Origin of the sequence: Limibacterium fermenti (assembly GCF_041902845.1) — a bacterium.
In the GTDB taxonomy this organism is placed as follows: domain Bacteria; phylum Bacteroidota; class Bacteroidia; order Bacteroidales; family Dysgonomonadaceae; genus Limibacterium; species Limibacterium fermenti.
This window is the reverse complement of the sequence record NZ_CP159486.1, coordinates 3,078,327-3,096,907: the sequence shown is the minus strand read 5'-3', so window position 1 is coordinate 3,096,907 and position 18,581 is coordinate 3,078,327. Positions and strand designations below refer to the sequence as shown.

General features: G+C 40.8%; 22 protein-coding genes and 2 tRNA genes. 12 read left to right on the top strand and 12 right to left on the bottom strand.

What is annotated here, in order from left to right; genetic code table 11:
• Positions 1-3 precede the first annotated feature (3 nt).
• The 5 genes from ABNK31_RS13455 to ABNK31_RS13435 form a co-directional block, all read right to left on the bottom strand.
• The gene (locus ABNK31_RS13455; RefSeq protein ID WP_321579679.1) at positions 4-609 is read right to left on the bottom strand and encodes a DUF3575 domain-containing protein; all 606 of its coding nucleotides are present in this window, start codon (positions 607-609) and stop codon (positions 4-6) included.
• Between the two features lie 31 nt (positions 610-640).
• Positions 641-1,630, bottom strand: a complete 990-nt coding sequence (locus tag ABNK31_RS13450; RefSeq protein ID WP_418893010.1) for a hypothetical protein — start codon at positions 1,628-1,630, stop codon at positions 641-643.
• A gap of 141 nt (positions 1,631-1,771) precedes the next feature.
• Entirely contained in the window at positions 1,772-3,049 is a 1,278-nt protein-coding gene (locus tag ABNK31_RS13445) for a hypothetical protein (protein ID WP_418893009.1), read from the bottom strand.
• Between the two features lie 201 nt (positions 3,050-3,250).
• Positions 3,251-3,886 carry a hypothetical protein gene (locus ABNK31_RS13440; RefSeq protein ID WP_418893008.1) on the bottom strand — a complete coding sequence of 212 codons (636 nt, stop codon included), beginning with the start codon at positions 3,884-3,886 and terminating at the stop codon, positions 3,251-3,253.
• Between the two features lie 15 nt (positions 3,887-3,901).
• On the bottom strand, positions 3,902-4,279 hold the full coding sequence (locus ABNK31_RS13435) for an HU family DNA-binding protein (protein WP_418893007.1): 378 nt from the start codon (positions 4,277-4,279) through the stop codon (positions 3,902-3,904).
• Between the two features lie 426 nt (positions 4,280-4,705).
• Here ABNK31_RS13435 and ABNK31_RS13430 point away from each other — a divergent pair, with 426 nt between their 5' ends.
• Both ABNK31_RS13430 and ABNK31_RS13425 read left to right on the top strand, forming a co-directional pair.
• Positions 4,706-4,831, top strand: coding sequence for a hypothetical protein (locus ABNK31_RS13430; RefSeq protein ID WP_418893006.1), 126 nt, complete (start codon positions 4,706-4,708; stop codon positions 4,829-4,831).
• Between the two features lie 17 nt (positions 4,832-4,848).
• Entirely contained in the window at positions 4,849-5,286 is a 438-nt protein-coding gene (locus ABNK31_RS13425) for a DUF4143 domain-containing protein (RefSeq protein WP_418893005.1), read from the top strand.
• A 44-nt stretch (positions 5,287-5,330) separates the two neighbouring features.
• Here ABNK31_RS13425 and ABNK31_RS13420 read toward each other — a convergent pair whose 3' ends face one another.
• A complete protein-coding gene (locus ABNK31_RS13420) occupies positions 5,331-7,472 on the bottom strand; it encodes a response regulator (RefSeq protein WP_418893004.1) in 2,142 nt (713 codons plus the stop codon).
• A 686-nt stretch (positions 7,473-8,158) separates the two neighbouring features.
• Between ABNK31_RS13420 and ABNK31_RS13415 the strand changes: the two genes are divergently transcribed.
• A complete protein-coding gene (locus ABNK31_RS13415; protein ID WP_418892603.1) occupies positions 8,159-9,523 on the top strand; it encodes an IS110 family transposase in 1,365 nt (454 codons plus the stop codon).
• Positions 9,524-9,595: 72 nt separating this feature from the next.
• Here the strand turns inward: ABNK31_RS13415 and ABNK31_RS13410 are convergent, their stop codons facing one another.
• The 5 genes from ABNK31_RS13410 to ABNK31_RS13390 all read right to left on the bottom strand — a co-directional run bounded on the left by ABNK31_RS13410 (position 9,596) and on the right by ABNK31_RS13390 (position 12,467).
• The gene (locus ABNK31_RS13410; RefSeq protein ID WP_418893003.1) at positions 9,596-10,960 is read right to left on the bottom strand and encodes an MATE family efflux transporter; all 1,365 of its coding nucleotides are present in this window, start codon (positions 10,958-10,960) and stop codon (positions 9,596-9,598) included.
• A 74-nt stretch (positions 10,961-11,034) separates the two neighbouring features.
• Positions 11,035-11,107, bottom strand: a tRNA-Gly gene (locus tag ABNK31_RS13405).
• Positions 11,108-11,155: 48 nt separating this feature from the next.
• A tRNA-Tyr gene (locus ABNK31_RS13400) sits at positions 11,156-11,238 on the bottom strand.
• A gap of 33 nt (positions 11,239-11,271) precedes the next feature.
• On the bottom strand, positions 11,272-11,763 hold the full coding sequence (gene ribH / locus ABNK31_RS13395) for a 6,7-dimethyl-8-ribityllumazine synthase (RefSeq protein WP_418893002.1): 492 nt from the start codon (positions 11,761-11,763) through the stop codon (positions 11,272-11,274).
• A gap of 2 nt (positions 11,764-11,765) precedes the next feature.
• Positions 11,766-12,467: a tetratricopeptide repeat protein gene (locus ABNK31_RS13390; RefSeq protein ID WP_418893001.1), complete on the bottom strand. Its 702-nt coding sequence runs from the start codon at positions 12,465-12,467 to the stop codon at positions 11,766-11,768.
• A 178-nt stretch (positions 12,468-12,645) separates the two neighbouring features.
• Here ABNK31_RS13390 and ABNK31_RS13385 point away from each other — a divergent pair, with 178 nt between their 5' ends.
• From ABNK31_RS13385 to ABNK31_RS13345, 9 genes are all read left to right on the top strand, one after another.
• A complete protein-coding gene (locus tag ABNK31_RS13385) occupies positions 12,646-13,200 on the top strand; it encodes a hypothetical protein (protein ID WP_418893000.1) in 555 nt (184 codons plus the stop codon).
• A gap of 167 nt (positions 13,201-13,367) precedes the next feature.
• Entirely contained in the window at positions 13,368-13,607 is a 240-nt protein-coding gene (gene rpmB / locus ABNK31_RS13380; protein ID WP_418892999.1) for a 50S ribosomal protein L28, read from the top strand.
• Between the two features lie 18 nt (positions 13,608-13,625).
• Entirely contained in the window at positions 13,626-13,814 is a 189-nt protein-coding gene (gene rpmG / locus ABNK31_RS13375) for a 50S ribosomal protein L33 (RefSeq protein WP_418892998.1), read from the top strand.
• Between the two features lie 12 nt (positions 13,815-13,826).
• Positions 13,827-13,988, top strand: coding sequence for a DUF4295 domain-containing protein (locus ABNK31_RS13370; protein ID WP_418892997.1), 162 nt, complete (start codon positions 13,827-13,829; stop codon positions 13,986-13,988).
• Between the two features lie 122 nt (positions 13,989-14,110).
• A complete protein-coding gene (gene ftsY, locus ABNK31_RS13365; RefSeq protein ID WP_418892996.1) occupies positions 14,111-15,064 on the top strand; it encodes a signal recognition particle-docking protein FtsY in 954 nt (317 codons plus the stop codon).
• Positions 15,065-15,089: 25 nt separating this feature from the next.
• On the top strand, positions 15,090-16,382 hold the full coding sequence (gene rimO / locus ABNK31_RS13360; RefSeq protein ID WP_418892995.1) for a 30S ribosomal protein S12 methylthiotransferase RimO: 1,293 nt from the start codon (positions 15,090-15,092) through the stop codon (positions 16,380-16,382).
• A 12-nt stretch (positions 16,383-16,394) separates the two neighbouring features.
• Positions 16,395-16,682 carry an HU family DNA-binding protein gene (locus tag ABNK31_RS13355; protein ID WP_418892994.1) on the top strand — a complete coding sequence of 96 codons (288 nt, stop codon included), beginning with the start codon at positions 16,395-16,397 and terminating at the stop codon, positions 16,680-16,682.
• Between the two features lie 39 nt (positions 16,683-16,721).
• The gene (locus tag ABNK31_RS13350) at positions 16,722-17,390 is read left to right on the top strand and encodes an HU family DNA-binding protein (RefSeq protein WP_418892993.1); all 669 of its coding nucleotides are present in this window, start codon (positions 16,722-16,724) and stop codon (positions 17,388-17,390) included.
• Positions 17,318-17,761, top strand: a complete 444-nt coding sequence (locus tag ABNK31_RS13345; RefSeq protein ID WP_418892992.1) for a hypothetical protein — start codon at positions 17,318-17,320, stop codon at positions 17,759-17,761. Before ABNK31_RS13350 ends, ABNK31_RS13345 begins: the two co-directional genes overlap by 73 nt.
• Before the next feature lie 126 nt (positions 17,762-17,887).
• Here the strand turns inward: ABNK31_RS13345 and ABNK31_RS13340 are convergent, their stop codons facing one another.
• The gene (locus tag ABNK31_RS13340; RefSeq protein ID WP_418892991.1) at positions 17,888-18,235 is read right to left on the bottom strand and encodes a helix-turn-helix transcriptional regulator; all 348 of its coding nucleotides are present in this window, start codon (positions 18,233-18,235) and stop codon (positions 17,888-17,890) included.
• Positions 18,236-18,581 lie beyond the last annotated feature (346 nt).

Below are 18,581 nucleotides of genomic sequence, written 5' to 3'. Positions count from 1 at the left end.
ATTTTACTTAAAAATATTGTAAACTATATGCACACCAAACTTGGTAGGTCCAACATAACTTTTTGTTTTCTTTATCTCGAGCGGGAAATCGGCATACTCCCCTCCCAACTGAAACTTATCGTATTGCAGATGGGTATAACCCGCACCCAAGTTAATATCGAGTCTAAAGCGGCTGGATATGTAGAATTTATATCCGCAGGTAACTCCGCTGGATACTCCCCATCCTTTGTGGCGATAGCTGGTTTTATTTTCGTCTTTGTTTTTCAGGCCGATATTGAAGTTTCCCCACATGGCGTACGGACCCACATAAAAACCATCCCACAAGTCATTCGTATAATAATACCTGGGATTGAGGTAATACCTGAAATCGACACTTGCTATTAATGTCCGAAAGACCTCTTCGTTCTTTTTAAAAAGGTAAGGTGCCCATAACACATCCGCGTTTACGGTCATTTGCCTTCCGACAGACCATTCGAACCCGATATTGGGATTGCCGGTTAGCGTGAGCGGAATGTTTGTCTTGATAGCTTGTGCCCGGATGCTCTGTCCGGCAAGAAGCGGAAGCAGAAATAGGATCGATAAAAAAGCGTATCGCAAAAAATGTTTCATCTCCAAGTTCTATACTTATTTAATTAGTTTTTTAAATTCCCATTCCTCCATCATCACCCGGCACTATTTCCGGATCCCATTGTTCGGGGCCGCCAATTTCCAATACCAGCGTGCTGAGGCCGTCTGTTCCCAAATAAATCGTTTGATTCATATGGAGGGTTTCCGTAACGGATATCGAGAATGCGTGTATCGAAACGCCGTTGCGATCGAGAAAATCCAATGTCAATGATATGGGTATTGTGCTGCCGCTTTCTTCCTCGTTTATCGAAGGGAAAAAGTAGCCGTCAATCCCGAAGTCGTAATCACCATAGGGTTTTTCGTAAAGATTGCTGCGTACCTTTACTTTATCGGATGACGAGTAACGGCTGGAACGGGTGTTGACCGAATCCGTCAATAACGACAAACGTTGATAGGTACCTGTGCCCGTCGCCTCAATTTTTACTTCGCTTATATTGCTATAGGTCAAAAACGGATTGAGTTTGGTCAGCTTTTCGAACGCCACACAGATTCTGCCGCTGTAGCGTTTATTGAAATAGGCGGTATCCGTTTTGAGAGGTGCGGGATAGTCGATTACGGGAGGCTTTAGTTCCGTTGAAAACAAGGCAAGGGAATCGGGGTATCGGTACTCGTTACTTTCCGACTCTTGTAAACCAAAGGCTGCATCCTGATAGGTTTCCATATCATAGAAATGAATGTCCGCTGTATTGGCGAAACAATACGTGAGGTACGATCCCGGAAACAACCTGAAATTGAAATTTCCAAATTTCATTCTGGTGTTCTCTTGAAAAGGGTAAGAGGCTGTTTTTTGTTTCTGCAGCGTTTCTTTATAGACATAGATATGTATATCCTCGATTCGATAGTCATCGGTCATCAATTCACTGCTTGCCTTCGGGGCATATACAACATAGTTCGTTTCATCTTCGAAATAGTCGTAGGTACATGACGCGAAGAAAAGCAAACCGAAAAAGAGGCTGATTCGAAAAGAAAATCGATGAATGCTATATCTTTTTATTATATTCATTCCTGTAGTTTATTTAGAAACAAGACCCGGCATCGCAAAAAACTTTCTCCTCGCACTGCCCGCACCGGCTCCGGGGAGCAGTGCAAGGAAAAAGATGACTTTTTTATTTCCAGTTACTTTTTATCTCTGACGATAAAAAGATTAAATATTCATATCGGTACTTACTATCGTTGAATTCCATTCTTCAGGTGCTCCGATCTCAATTTGAAGACTGCCTTGTGCTGTTGGTTCATCTGGGAATTCTAGATAACCGGCCGTTTCCAGAGTTAAATTGACTTCACGAATTACATTTCTGGTAAACTCGTCTTTTACAAGAGCCCACCAATATACAGGTTGGGATTTTGTTGCGATTTTTCCATCTGCGTATGTGTAAATTTCACCTTCCTTAAGATCAACCCAAGCTGCGATAATAATGAAATATTGTTTATCTATTATATTTGTACCATCCCTACCTTCCACATTGGGAAAAATATGAAACTCGTTCCAACGACTGTATTTAGTATCGACAAATGTATAATCATCGCCGCCAGAGGGGGTTTTATAACCCGTAGGACGGTCTTCTCCTTTTCTATAGGTATTCGCACCGGTAGCGCCAACAAATACTTTTTTGGAATCTAACGCGGACACAATGCCAGATTCTAAACTGAAATGTTGAGGCAGACGCTGTACAACGATAAAACTGTTCTCGGTATCGAATTTCACTTTTGCTCTATTTGCAACTTCATCCGCAGGTACATTGGTAATATCGAAACGAGTGCGCATTAATGAAATTTCACGTTTAAGTTCTGGAATTACTACTTTCGTTTCTCCTTCTGTGATATTTACATTTTCATAAAACGCTGTAAATATCTCGGACGGTTTGTCATAACCTTTTCGTGTCTTCCATACTTCTGCAGGCACTTTATCAGGAATTGTAGGCAAATCTTTTGTTTTTACATCGACAAGTATGTCTTCAATTTTTTTACCCCTGACATTGGCATTGGTAAATTCTACGTCCCAAGTCTGACCTTTGTCTAGTGATGTTCTCACATTGTCAGTGCTACTTTTCGTGTTAGCTAGCAAAGCCATTTTGTAGTTACCTAGTGGCACGTTTGGAATATTAAAAATACGTCCGTCTGTTGCTTCTGGATTTGTAGCTTCCCCCGGAGTTAAAATGTGGGAAAACGCGATTATACCGTCATCTCCATACAAAAACAACTGCACTTGCTTTACATTACCCCAGCTGACAACAGGGATAGCTGTTGATCCTGATGCTCTTGTTGTGGCTTGTGCACTTTTAGTGTCTTTGTTTCCGAACGAGATGGTTGCCGTCAACGTACCGGTCTCCTTCTCTTCATTTCCATTGCCCGGCTCGTCATTGCTACAGGCAGAAAATAACAATACGCCTATTGTTATCAGACTAAAATAGATTTTTTTCATTTTGTAATTAATTGTGTTGAATGTAGAATAATTTTTTATTTAGTTTATTTTGAGTCCGATCAGAAGACCGGACGATCAATTAAGAATAAAAGCATCTCTCGATTATTACAGATTAAATATTTTGTGATCCTTTCCGATAAAATATCGGCTTTGCCGACAATGGCTTTTTCGTTTCTTATCTGGAGTCTTTCAGAAAGATGTTTAGAAAACCTGCTTGTCCTTTTTGAGTTTATTGAAAAAGAAAATATCGGACAGCGAAGGTTTGTGGCGGAGGGCTTCCGAAGGAGTATCCTCGAGTTCAAACGCAAGCATCTTTTGTTTCTCTTCTTTCAATTCTTTCTTTTCTATATACTCGATCGATTCATATTCGGGAATGTACTTTACTTCAATAGACCCGATTTCGATTATGTCTTCGGTGCTGGTGAAATTCATACATAATTTCAGAAAGATACTTTTTGTCACCAACACGTGGCAGGGTGTACTTATTACAGATGCTGAGGTATTCTCTCTGTCAAGTTTGTCATCGAATAGTACGGTCGCTGAAATGGGCATGCGTTGCTCTACCAGACGGATCAATGATATCAGGCTTCCCATATCGCTTCGGAAAGAAGCTATTTTAACTTCCGTTATTAGGTCACCCATGGAAAGCGGTAGCATCAAATATACCCATTTCGCTTCACCCGGTTCGGTAACACTTATTTGTACCCCGGGATGAAAAAGAAAGGGGTAATTGATCTTTATGGTTGGATCGCCGGTGACTAGTCCCAACCCATGGAGCATCAGGCTTTTCTGTTTCAATAGACGCTTTTTAGGAGTACGACTTTTTTTATTTCCCATATTTTTCGATTTCCTTTATTTGGCTTTTTCGAAATGTATAGCCTGTAATATGAGTTTAAATTCAGGCGAAGGGGTGAAGACGATTCTTCTGCTTTTAATATTTTCAGAACAGAATTTTTCAGGATCATTGACGCCTTCGCTGGAAATAGAGAGCCTCAAAGTTCCTAAGTTATCCAGATTTACGCTGTATCCTTCCATCAGGAATTGAGGTATTTCATCAATAATGTTTTCGATAACATTCATCACGTCGCCACGGGTAAGAGACGAACGGCCGGCTATTTTTTTGCTCAATTGATAATTGTTGATAGTACCCGCTTTTACCGGACTGGCATACCATTTTCGTTCGGCTTCGGGCTCCAGCGGATTGGGCTTTTGTATTAACTTATACTTCATGTGTAACTCTTATTGTTTATTTCACTTCTAATTCATTGTCTCTCATACCCCAAAATAGGGCGAGCTATTATATGTACTGCTTTGAGTCGTTTGGTGGTTACGGATATATTCCTCTACGTATAGAGTTTCGGTTGCCCACAGATAGAATTTTTTATTTTCCTCTGAAACATCGATTTGTATCCTAATTATCCTTCCAAATTTATTTCGGTGGCAAATGTATGTTTTTCTCAGTCCTCGTGTTAGGATTTTTTCACGGAATAATAGCACGGCGTGCTCGTTAACATTTGAATAATTAGCACCGAATGCTCATTTTATGTAGTTACATCACTATTTTATAGTTAAATAGAAGTACTATTTTTATCTATATTTTTAATGGTAAGAATATGGATATTTCGTTAATGAAATTGTAAAATAAAGTGTTTTTTCATGATATATTCGAAACAGGCGCTATCGGATAAGGCGAAGGAGGGGGATGACTTGGGTTCGAAAAGAACGGAAAGAGCGAGCCGACCGTTGAAAGCTACCTCCGATTATTATGGAAAGGCAAACTGAAATAGCAGGTATAAATTTTGTTGGGCGACGTAGTGTTACGCAACAATATCCGCAATGAAAATGCCATCCGTATCTTAGTGAAAAAGTTGGCGGAGAGTGTGATGCAGCCCTCCTCTCTGGCACGTTTGAAGAACGTGGTAGATTCTACCGGCGCCTCCATATCGCGTAATACACTCACTGAATATCTCACTTTTCTGTCGGATGCTTATCTGATCTTGGGCATTTCAAATTTTTCGGATAAACTCAGTAGCCGGGAAAGTTTGAAAAAACGCTATTTTTCCGACAACGGTTTGTTGCATATTTTTCTTTTGGATGCGAATACTAAGCTTATGGAAAATATCGTTGCCCTCACCTTGATAAAACAATACGGAGACGAAGTATATTATTACAACCGGAATATGGAAGATAAAACGATAGAAGTTATTCCACTATGGAAATGGCTGTTGTCCTTTTAAAAAACACCTATGCTTCAGTCTGTCCGGTCATCAGCACATCTATATTACCGTGGCAGCCGCTGATATTTGGAAGGTGATATTCCTATGTGTTTTTTAAATACACGGGCAAAGTAATTTACATCGTATATTCCGCATTCCGCAGCCACTTCTCCGATACTTCTATCGTAGGTCGATAGAATTTTCTTTGCCAATTCCAGTTTTACCTGCAAAATATAAGTAGAAGCAGGGAATCCGGTTAGGGCATTTAGCTTTTTATTGAGTTGAGAGATGCTGATAGCCATTTCATCCGCTAATTTCTTCGATGAAAACTCCGCATTTTTCATGTCTCGATAAATGATGTTCGTCACTTGCTGAAGAAAGTCCGAATTGATGTCATTGCTCATACTGTTTTTTTCTCCTTTGAAAACGATCCTGAGATATTTCTCTTTCAATAATTTACGTATTTCAAGAAGTTTCTCTACTCTCACTTGTAATTCTTCTGAATTAAAAGGTTTACAGATATAAGCATCGGCTCCACATTTGATTCCATTGATTTGATCTGTTATTGAGCTTTTTGCTGTAAGCATAATAATGGGTATGTGATTGAGTAATTGCGATGCTTTTATTTCGCGGCAAAGTTCTATTCCGTCTTTTTTAGGCATTATAAGATCGGTTATGATTAGGTCGGGAATGCATTCATTCGCGATGGATAACGCTTTCTCTCCGTTCCGAGCTATGAGAATGTGATATTTATCTTCCGGAAACAGTGCTTTTATATAAAGTGCCACATCTTTATTATCTTCTGCGAGTAAAATGGTCGTGCGCGGGTCGTTTTCATTGGGGTGATTCTCTGTAGCTAACGTTTCTTCATTTTTATATAAAGGCGGATTTTCGATAAGAGAGGGAGTACCGGGTTGTTCGGGTAACCAATAAGGAAACAATTCTTTTTCATTTCGATTGATCGGTAGTTCTACTATAAAAACAGAGCCTTTTCCCGGTTCACTTTTCACTGTAATATTTCCGCCAAGTATATCCGTTAATTGTTTAGAGAGGGTCAATCCTATTCCACTACCTATAGGCTCTTCTACCGATGGGGCTTGATAGAATAAATTGAATATGTAAGGAATCGCCTTTTTATCAATTCCTTTTCCCTGATCGACCACTTTGATCAGTAGTTTCTTTCCGTCTTTTTTCTTTCTCTCCAGCGTAAGGGTTATTTTATCCCCTTCTTTACTATACTTTATGGCATTAGAAAGCAGATTCTGTAAAATTTTATTTAGATAGTTCGGGACAAAATCTGTTTTTATAGTTGTTTCCTCACTATAAAAAATCAAGTTTATTCCTTTTTGGCTTGCAAACAGGCGAAAGGATTCGTAAAGCATTTCTATATATGCCACGATATTACCGGTTTTCCACTCAACGGTGCGAGGTGAAGCATTCAGATTAGCGATATCTAATAATTGATTGACTAAGTTTGATAAGCTTCGTGCTTGCCGCTCTATCGCGGAAAGATAGGTCGTATAGGTTTGTGGGGAAATATTTCCTTGACTTTTCAATTGCTTGCTTAATCCTAAAATAATGGTAAGAGGCGTACGGAATTCATGTACTATTTGAGTGAAAAAATTGGTGTGAATTTCTTCTATATTCTGCAATAACCGATTGTTTTTAGTCTTTCGTATAAAGGCAATAAATAAGATAATCGTCGTGATGATGAAAAAGACGGATATACTCACGAGTACAATAGTCAAATGACAGGAGTTGCTTCGTAAATTCATTTGAATGCGGGGTACTGTTGTTGCTGATATCTCATAGTTTACCTGTAATGGAGGGCATTTTTTTAATATAGAATGGGTGTGAAATCGGTTATCCGGTTTATAAGATGTCATATATTGTCGTTCTCGGGAAAAAAATCTTGAAAAAAGGAAATTGTTTTTTTCAGCTTCGTATTTCCTTAGTTGTATCATTAAATGGGAATTTGAATTCTCTATAATGAACAATGATTTCTTATTTTTTATATTCCGATTATTTCCTTGGATTGTAGTTGACTCCGGATTTTGGTAAATCATTGCAAAGAAAATCATTAATGCTGTAAAGAATTGACGAATAGAGAAAATAAAAATATAATTGAACATTGCATTATATGTTTGTTGACTAATGATTTGCCAATAAAAAAGATGCAAGTTACATTTATTTTTTATTTCGGGCAAGCACTTCATTTTAAGATAAAAATGTAAAATGAGCTCTCAAAGGACGCAGATAAGATATTTTTGTTTTTTTAACCATTATCTTCATTTTTAGAAAGAAAAAAAAGAAGAATGGCATGCGATACATGATCAATAGATTTCCGATAAATAAAAATCTGTAAGAGCATCCTTTCTGAAGAGTGAGGTTGAGCGGTAGTAAAGGAAGATCGATTGTTATATTTTTCATTTGTTGCTTGTTTACTTAAATAATAATTATCTGATCGACAGCATTTATTATTGTTTTCAACACGCAAAAGGCGCAGGATTACACTTTATCCGACTAAGAGGTACGACCAAGCACCCACCAACCTAGACAAAAGTAATGCCCGCGCCAAAACGCCGGCATTAACTGATTGCTCATTGAGGTTGGATTGAAATTGGTCGTTTTCTTAGCCCTCAAAACAATAGCTAATGCTATTAATACTGAGTGCAAAGTTAGGATTTTCTCTGAAAATGAGAAATAATTAATAACTTGCGAAGCCCTATCAAGCAAGTAAACCACAAGTTATCTTGGATACGACTCCAATGCAAAGTACGGTTCCGGTTTGCTCGTAATGAAATACTTGGTTCCAATGAGACCTTATAGAAGATTATCATTGTTTAAAGCATCCGGGCTTGATGAGGCTTTTATTTATTCACAAGTTAAAACTATGGCAAAGAAAGCGAAAAAAATCAAGACAGGCAAGGGATTGAAATTGGAAATCGTGAATCCCAATTCGGCGGGTATCGATGTTTCTTCCACCGAAATGCAAGTATGTGTCCCGGAAGACCGGGATGGGGAAAACAACCGCCGCTTCGGCACGTTTACGCAAGATTTACACCTTATATCGGATTGGCTTAAAGCCTGTGGCATTGAAACCGTCGCCATGGAATCCACGGGGGTGTATTGGGTCCAACTCTACATGATACTGGAATCGGAGGGATTTGACGTGTTGCTGGTCAACGCCAAGGCCATCAAAAATATCAGCGAGAAGAAGACCGACCGGGTAGATGCCGAAACCATCATGGTCTTGCATAGTTACGGGCTTCTGAGAGCCAGTTTCCAACCCCAGAACCATGCCCGGCGCATCCGCAATGTATCGCGCCACCGTGACGGGTTGTTGAAAGCTTCTTCGCGGGAAGTGCTCCACATGCAAAAGGCCATGGAATTGATGAACATCAAATTGGGCAATGTCATCAGCGATATTTTGGGAAAATCGGGACAGGAGATTATTCGCGCCATTCTGGCCGGGGAACGCGATGCCCGAAAACTATCGGCTTTGGCCGATCCCCGATGCAAATCTCCCAAAGAAACCATCGCCAAATCCCTGCAGGCCAATTGGGACGAAGACCTGCTGTTCATGCTCAAACAAAGCTATGAACTGTATGTATATTACCAAAACCTGATGAAGGATTGTGACAAGCAGATAGAGGGCATCCTGCAGGAGTATCTCAAAGACGTTAAGCCCGAAGAAACTTCCAAGCCGGAGCAAAGGGCGAAAAAAGCAAAAGCTCAAAAGAATGCCGTCACGATAGATATCGAAAAGCACGCGATCCGATTATGGGGTGTCAACGCGATGCGCATACCGGGTGTCAGTGAAGCGGCCCTGTTGCGGTTGGCCGGTGAGCTGGGACACGATTTTACCGATAAGTTTGACTCATACAAACAGTTTTGTTGTTGGTGTAACCTCACACCCAACAACAAAATATCGGGTGGAAAACTCCAGTCCAGCAAAATTCCAAAGCGCAAGAATCCTGTTGGACAAATCCTGCGTTCTTCGGCAAACTCCCTGAAAACAAGTAAAACGCCCTTAGGATATTACTTCCGGCGTATACAGGCAAAAAGCGGTTACTTGCCGGCTATTATCGCTACTGCGAACAAATTGGGAAGAATACTCTATACAATGGTTAAATACAAGGTCGAGTTTGATGACTCTTTTACCCAAACCAGCGAAACCGAGATACTTAGAAGAAAATTGATTAAGACCCAAAGAACCCTCGAAAAACTTCAAAATCAAATCAAAGAATGCGGATGAGATGGTTTGTTATATAGAAGATATATATTTTCAGTCAACATGCAATAATTGACGAAGGAATCATCAATAGAATCAGGTGATTTCATCATATTGATTGAAATGTTTTTTACGGGTAAAATGAAACCATAAAACGGACGTACATCCTTTGATGATAGAGGTGATCGTTATGGCCCACCATACACCGGTTATTCCTATTTGTGACGCGAGAAAGACGGATAGGGGGATTCGCAACGTATTGAAAGTCATACTTACAATGGCCGGAGGGGCGGTTCTCCCTAATCCGTTGAACATACCTTGGGTTGTGATCTCTATCATCATGAAAACTTGTGAAAAGCCCATGATCAACAGATATTCTCCACCTGCCTGGTAGGCTAATTTTTCGGGAATAAAGAGAGAAAAGATCGATTCGCCCGTAAATATAAAGGCCAAAGAAACGAATATTCCGAAGACAGTCATCCATTTCAGGGTTGAGCGGTAGGCTCGTTGCGCCCGGATTATTTTTCCTGCGGTGTAATTTTGAGCGACAAAACTGCTTAGGGCTGTTGCAAACCCTTGTGAGGTGTTCCAGGTAATACCTTCGATTTGTCCGCCGGTCGTTTGGGTTGTTACACCGATATATCCGCCGTAGATGGAGGCGATGCGCGCCAAGTTCATATTGATAAATGAAAAATAGACATTCATCATTGCTGCCGGAACGCCTAGTCGAAGAATGTTCAACGTTTGCGTTTTACGAAGCTTTGTCAGAAGCGGAAATCCTCCGAGCGCTCCTTTTTTGCTGCGCAGATGCCTTACAAAAAGAATAACGACGATAAAATGAGAGATGACTGTTGCCAAAGCGGCTCCTTTGACACCCATTTGAGGAAAAAAACCGGGGCCGAAGATGAACAACGGATCGAGCACGGCATTCAGTATTAATCCGGAAGCATTAAAGTAGAAGGGTATATCGCTTCTGCCGGACCCGACATAGATGCCGGAGAAGTTGAGGATAAGAAAAATCAACGGAATGCCTACGGATATAATTTTTAGATAATCTGCGGCCTCTTGCGCGATATCACTCTCTAATTTGAAAAAAGAAATGAATGTGGCGGGAGAAGAGAAGAAAAGAATGCCGAAGCTTAATCCCAATATAACGGCAATGGTTGTGGTGTGGGATGCGTAACGAACCGCTTGGTCTGTTCGTTTGGCCCCTATCGATTGTCCGACGGCGACCTCTGCGCTTATTTTGGACGTGAGAGCAAATGCGTTCATCATCCATATCAACATGCCCACGCTTCCTACTGCTGCTACCGACCGGCTTCCCAGTTGACCTATCCATAAAATATTCACAAGGTTATAGGTCATCTGAATAAAACTGGTAGCCATTAAAGGCAATGCCAGTTTTATGAGTTGACGGGAAATATTGCCCTGTGTGAAATCGCGTATCTGGGAATTCTGCATGAATTCTGTAGCCTATTTGTTATACAGAAAAAAGAAAAAAAGAAGCAACCGTTGTAATAGTTGCTTCTTCTATGAGCGGAAGACGGGACTCAAACCCGCGACCCTCAGCTTGGAAGGCTAATGCTCTATCAACTGAGCTACTTCCGCGAATTTAATTAGCTAATTAGTTAATATGCAAATTTGCTAATTCTTTTGTGGGCAGTGATGGATTCGAACCACCGAAGGCGTAAGCCAGCTGAGTTACAGTCAGCCCCATTTGGCCACTCTGGTAACTGCCCATTTTTTTTTCGAGCGGCAAAGATACGAAAAATTTATTTATATTTCGTGTTAAGAGCAATCATTTTTAATGCTGTGATGGCCGCCTCGTCGCCTTTATTGCCGTATCTGCCTCCTGCACGGGCTTTTGCCTGATCAAAAGTCAAGGTTGTTAATAGTCCGAAAATGATTGGAATATTATAGTTGAGATTCAGTTGAGTCGTTCCTTGTGTGACACTGTTGCACACAAAGGTGAAATGGGGAGTCTCCCCTTGAATAACGCAGCCTAATAAAATAACGGCATCGACATTCGATTTTTCAATCAGAAGCTTACCGCCATAGGTTAGTTCAAAACTGCCCGGAACATGCTCCAGAATAATATCTTCTTCGTTTACACCGAATTTTGTCAAGGTCTCATAAGCGCCTTGCAGAAGATTTCCTGTAATAGCCGTATTCCAATCTGAAACAACAATTCCGATTCTTTTCCCTTTCCCGTCAGGTATTTCATTCGGATCGTAAGAAGATAAATTCTGTAATGCCGTAGCCATTTTTATTTATCTCCTTTTTGAAATTTTGCTTGTTGGATGTACTTTTCAGCTTCTTGAGATTCGGGAGAATTGAGGTAATTCTCTTGTATCTTTGTAAAGATTTCAATGGCTTTGTCGAACTGTTGAGTTTGTAAGTAAGCGATTCCGGCCTTTTTATAATAAATAGGCGTGAGCATTTCATTATTGGCTTTATCGGCCGCTTTTAAAAATTGCGATATCGCGTCGTCAGTGTTGCCGAGATTCATGTATACGTCTCCGATGGCTCCAATAACAGAAGGTGTGATAAGAAGATCGCCCCCTTTGAATTTCTTTAAATACTCAAGAGCTTTTTCGTTATTGCCAAGGCGGCTGTAACAAATTCCGGCATACGCACGGGCCAGGTCGGCCGACTTCGTCCCCGAATAATCGTCAATAACCGATTCGAATCCTTTGAAGTCATTTCCGTTGCCAAACAGAGCCAGCGAGTCTTCTCCGTTTTGAAAATATCGTTCACCTTTATAAATGGCTGCTTGTGCCTGTTCGTTGCGGGGATGTTTATATAAATAATGGTAAGCGAGAAATGCTCCAACCACAATTACTACCACCAACAAACCCCACAATATGTTTTTTTGATTCTTCTCTAAGAAGCGTTCGGATGAAGTCAACGCTTCATCAATTGTTTCCAGTTTCTTTTCAGTCTTATCCTGCGTTTTTTTCGTAGACATGATCTCTTTAAATAAATGTACGTAATTTTGAGATGCAAAAGTAATGGTTTTTAAGAGATAAATAAAATATATAGATGGATTTTTTTATCAAAAGGGTTGCCTTTGTGTAACTTTTGTGTAGATTTGTCGTCTCATAACAGGTGACGAAGTTTATTTTATGAATGAAAAAAAGAGAATTATGAAAAAATATATCAGTGCATTTTGTTTGTTATTTTGCTTCGCGATTCTCCCTATGAGCGCCCAGAATGCCGCCTCCTCTGTCTTTACTTCTGTTCCGGTTACCAATGGAAAAGTAGTATTTCAACAGTTTATTCATGTGGATCAAGAGTTATCGGATGATCAAAAATATGCATTACTTCAAAAATGGGCAAAAGGGAAGTTCTCGGGAAGTCCGTTGTTGTTGGGGATTCGTTTAGACGATAAATTGCAAAGTGTAACGGTGAGTGCGAAGGTTGAGCTGCCTGCCGGTGGCGAGAAGATAGGAATGAATTACCGGTTCGATGCAGCGGTGTCGAATTCAGGATGTATGCTCACCGTTAGAGATGTGAGCTACCAGTTAAACACGTCCAAAGGAGCGTCGTTTTTCCCAAAAACATATTCCGCCGAAGAAATGATTACCGACCAAGCGATCAACTCGGATAGTGAAATGAAGGCGCTGAAAACAGATTTACGCAAGTCGACATTAAATTTTCTAAATGAATTATATGCCGGTCTGAGCGGAGTCTTCCAATAAAGGGGCGTGAAGTTTTCTCCAAATAAAGAACTTGTTTGCGCATTGAAAATGAAATTAATTAGCCAAAACTTTGGTTATTTGAAATTATATAGCTATTTTTGCGCCCTAATTTGTCGGAAAAGTTCTGATACACCAGATGTAAGTAAAATAGAAAATACAATATAGCGATGTCTAAGATTTGTCAAATAACTGGAAAGAAAGCGATGGTTGGGAACAACGTATCGCATTCCAATAGAAAAACAAAGCGCAGATTTAATGTGAATTTGTTTCGTAAAAAATTCTATTGGGTAGAAGAAGATTGTTGGATCAGTTTGAATGTTTCGGCTTCGGGCCTTCGTACGATCAATAAGGTAGGACTGGATGCTGCATTGAAACAAGCTGCGTCTAAAGGATATTTAAACGCATAACATACAGGAGGCGATAAAATGGCGAAAAAAGCAAAAGGAAACAGAGTGCAGGTGATTCTGGAATGCACGGAGCATAAAGAAAGTGGTCTCCCCGGTACGTCGAGGTATATTACGACCAAGAATAGAAAGAATACAACCGAAAGGCTCGAATTGAAAAAGTACAATCCGATCCTGAAGAAAATGACCGTTCATAAAGAAATTAAATAAATAGCATAGATTATGGCAAAGAAAGCAGTCGCCGGATTCCGCGATAAAGACACAACAACAGGCCGTAGCCATACGAAAGTGATTAAAATGGTGAAGTCGCCCAAAACAGGAGCATATACTTTTAGAGAAGAAATGATCCTGAATGATCAAGTAAAAAATTATTTCTCGAAATAAATCAGTTAAAGATATTTAAAAACTTCCCTGCGCTTCTGTGTGGGGAAGTTTTTTATTGACTATTTTGTAGCTTTGTAGCATGCGAACTGAAAAAAGAATTATTATTTAAATAGATCTGCTGTATGGGGTTTTTTGACCTGTTTTCCAAAGGAAAGAAAGAGACATTAGATAAAGGACTCGAGAAGACGAAAGAAAGTATTTTTTCGAAGCTTACGCGTGCTGTTGCCGGAAAGTCGAAAGTCGACGACGAGGTGCTCGATGAGCTCGAAGAGGTATTAGTCACTTCGGATGTGGGAGTGGATACGACCTTGAAGATTATCGACCGTATTGAAGAGCGCGTGGCTAAAGATAAATATGTCAATGCCGGTGAGCTCACGTCGATGTTGCGGGAGGAAATCGCCGCATTGCTTACCGAAAACAATTCGGATGATGTGGCCGAGTTCACGGTGCCTGAAGACAAGAAGCCCTATGTGATGATGGTCGTCGGGGTAAACGGTGTGGGTAAAACGACGACGATCGGGAAACTGGCTCATCAATTTAAAGCAAAAGGATTATCCGTTTATTTGGGCGCGGCCGATACTTTCCGGGCTGCGGCGGTTGAGCAGCTCGATATTTGGGGGCAACGGGTAGGGGTGCCGGTCATCAAACAAAAAATGGGTGCCGATCCTGCTTCGGTGGCTTTCGATACGCTCAATTCCGCCAAAGCGAATAACGCCGATGTGGTGATTATCGATACGGCCGGACGCTTACATAATAAAGTGAATTTAATGAATGAACTGACCAAGATAAAAAACGTGATGAGCAAGGTCATTCCCGGTACTCCCCATGAAGTATTGCTGGTGTTAGACGGTTCTACCGGGCAAAATGCTTTTGAACAAGCAAAACAATTTACCGCTGCCACCGAGGTGACGGCGCTTGCCGTGACGAAACTCGATGGAACGGCAAAAGGGGGGGTGGTAATTGGCATATCCGATCAGTTTAAAATTCCGGTGAAATATATCGGGTTAGGCGAAGGCATAGAAGATTTGCAAGTATTCCGTAGGAAAGAGTTTGTGGATTCGCTATTCGGCGAATAATCCCGACAATCTATCAAGCGAAAAGATGAAAAATAGAATTGATGTCATAACTCTTGGATGTTCGAAAAATCTGGTCGATTCCGAATTACTGATGCGGCAACTCGTCGCAAACGGATATACGATCGAACACGATCCGGAGACTCCCCGGGGCGAAATAGCCGTTATTAATACGTGCGGCTTTATCGGCGATGCCAAAGAGGAATCGATTAATATGATTCTATCGTTTGCCGACGCGAAAAAGCATAATAAACTCAAAAAGCTTTTTGTGATGGGATGTCTTTCGCAGCGATATATGGAAGAGTTGCAGGAAGAAATTCCCGAGGTCGATAAGTTCTACGGTAAGTTTGCCTGGAAAAACCTGATCGCCGACTTGGGGAAATCTTATTATAAAGAGTTGGAATTTGACCGTTCTCTTTCCACCCCGCCGCATTATGCTTATATCAAAATCGCGGAAGGGTGCGATCGTACGTGTTCCTATTGTTCCATCCCGCTCATTACTGGAAAATACGCTTCCCGTCCCATGGAGGAGATTGAAGAGGAGATGCGGCGTTTGGTAAAGCAGGGCGTGAAAGAGTTTCAATTCATCGCGCAAGATATTACCTATTACGGATTGGATTTATATCGGTCGATGAAGCTACCGGAGTTGGTTGCGCGGGCTTCCGATATTCCGGGCGTGGAATGGATCCGGCTGCATTACGCTTATCCCGCACACTTTCCGGTAGATTTGCTTCCGGTGATACGCGAACGGGAAAATGTGTGCAGCTATCTTGATATTGCGTTGCAACATATCAGTAACCGTATGCTTAAAAAGATGCGGCGAAATATCTCTAAAGAGCAAACCATCGATCTTATCCGCCGTTTTCGGGAGGAAGTGCCGGGCATTCATTTGCGGACCACTATGATGGTGGGGCATCCGGGCGAAGAAGAGGACGATTTTCAGGAACTCCTCGAATTTGTACGGGATACTCGCTTCGAGCGTTTAGGCGCTTTTCCGTATTCACATGAAGAGGATACGTATAACGATACCCATTATACCGATGACGTTCCCGCCGAAATAAAACAGGAGCGGATGAATGTGCTAATGGGTGTGCAGGAAGGAATATCGATGTCGGTGAATACTTCCAAGGTCGGCAAGACGATGAAAGTGATTATTGATCGTGAAGACCCGGAGTATTATGTCGGGCGTACCGAGTTCGATTCGCCGGAAGTCGACGGGGAAGTGCTTATCGGAAAGGATAATGTACTGACTATCGGAAATTTTTATAATGTGAAGATAACGGATGCGCTTCCGTTTGATTTATTGGGGACTATTCAATAACTTTTACGAAAGATGGATAATGAAACGTTAATAAATGAAGTGGCTCAGGACCTTAATATCCCGGAAGAAAAAGTTTCCGAAATGGTGTCTTTGACGGTTCGTTTTCTGACTGAAAAGCTGGCTGAAAATACGCAGGTTGTTATAGAGAATTTTGGTATTTTTCAACCTCGAAAAAATTCCGAGTATATTTTGAGAGATCCTGAATCGGGTGAACGGCATCTTATGCCACCTCATGTAGAGGTGGGGTTTAAGCCTGCGCCTCAATGGGAAAAACGTATTATCGAAAAGTCCGAAGAATGAAATCCTGTGGCTTTCACAGGATATTTAAAGTTGATGGGTATGAATGAAATAGTATTTATGAAAGATATCATTGCTTTCATCCGCAGTAAAAACGCAACCTTTTCGCATGAAGAGTGCGAGCAATTTCTGGAGCAGTTGTTCGGCGTACTTTCCGAGGGCTTATTGAAAGAGGGGGAAGTGAAAGTGAATGACTTGGGAACGTTCAAACTTTCGAAAATATCGGCGGCTGAGGATGCGGAGACTCTTTCGGATACGCAATCCTCCAATGTCGTATATTATAAAATGGATTTTATACCGGATGAAACGGTAACGGATTCGGTGAATGCGCTTTTTCGCTATTTTGAGCCGACGGTGCTTAAAGAAGGAGTCGAGTTCAAAGATATTCCTGAAGTCCTCAAAGGGGAGGAATCTCAAACTTCATGGAGGAGTACAATCTTCCGGATTGAAACGGCGCAGGAGAATGCGATTCCTACGGAACCCGAACAAGAAGCTGTTTCGGCTAAATCTCCGGAATATATTGTAGAAGATGCTTCCATTCCTCCCTCTATTTCTGAAATGCCTTCACAGGTGCCTGATATCCTTACCTCTTCTTCCAATCTTAGGCCGAAGAAGGGGGGTAGTAAAAAACGATTAATTTGGATACCTATTGTGGCTGGAATGATAATTGCTTCTGCAAGTCTTTTTTTTTCAACTCCTCGAAAAAGCTGAAAAGCGAAGTCGTTCCTCGCCCTGCTGAGCGCTCGCTCGATCACGCGTTGCAGGTAATTGCTCCGAAAGAATCTTCCGATTCGGTGAGGAAACGACATTCCACCGTAGCGGAAAAGAAAGTCGTAAAGAAAGCCATCTTAAATGAAGGTCAAACGCTACGGTTGCTTGCTTTAGATCAATTCGGCAATAAAGAATTCTGGGTGTATATCTACCTCGAAAATAGGGAACGCATCTCCAATCCTAACCGTGTTCCGCAAGGGACGGAGCTTATTCTTCCCGATACGTCCCAATACTCTATTGATGCCGAGGATGCTATATCGGTGGAAAAGGCGAAATTATTAGGAAAGGAGGTCTTGAAAAAATTTTCATGACCGGAACCCAAAACCGTTTCCCATCTGAAAAATATTTTGAAATCAAAAATATCTGCGTGTTACGGGCTTTGCGTCTTTTCGGTTCAGCGACCAAAAAATAGAGGATTATTAGAAAAACTTTTGTTTTTAGTGTCTTTCTTTTAATTTTTCGTTCTCTTTCTTTAATAAAGCATTTTCAGCAGATAGATCACAGAGTTTTTCTATCAGTCCTTTTATGGTTTTATCTGATGATGTCAAGATTCTCGACTCTTCATCCCTTGTTTCTATTGTTTCCATGTCTGAATACAAAATGTCATGAGCCGAGACTTCATAAATATCTACTATGCGCTTCAATATGCTATAATCCGGTTGGCTAACGCCTTTTTCATAATTAGATATAGAGTTAGATCTTAACTCTAATAACTTTGCTAACTCTCCTTGAGTCATCTTTCGTTTCTCTCGAAAAAATCGCAAGTTTTTCGAAAAATATATCATATTTCTTGTGCTTATATTTGGGAATATCAACAATCTCGATTTACTTTGTCTTGTTGTTTACGACAAAGATAAAAAATAATATAAATAGTCTTGATTATGACGACAAAAACTTTTACCAGTACAGAAATCAAAGATTTGAAAATTTCCGCTTTAGCCCGAAAATACAAAAACTCTGATGACTATGTTCGTAAGATATTGGGAGCAGGAGCGTAATACAGAATTGGCTAAAAGTATCGCCAAGGATGCTATCGAGACTTTGGCGATAGTTAAACGCAAAACGGGTGCAACCGTATGAAAGCAAAAATTATCTCCGGTCAAATTTATAAAAAGGACAAATTATTCCCGT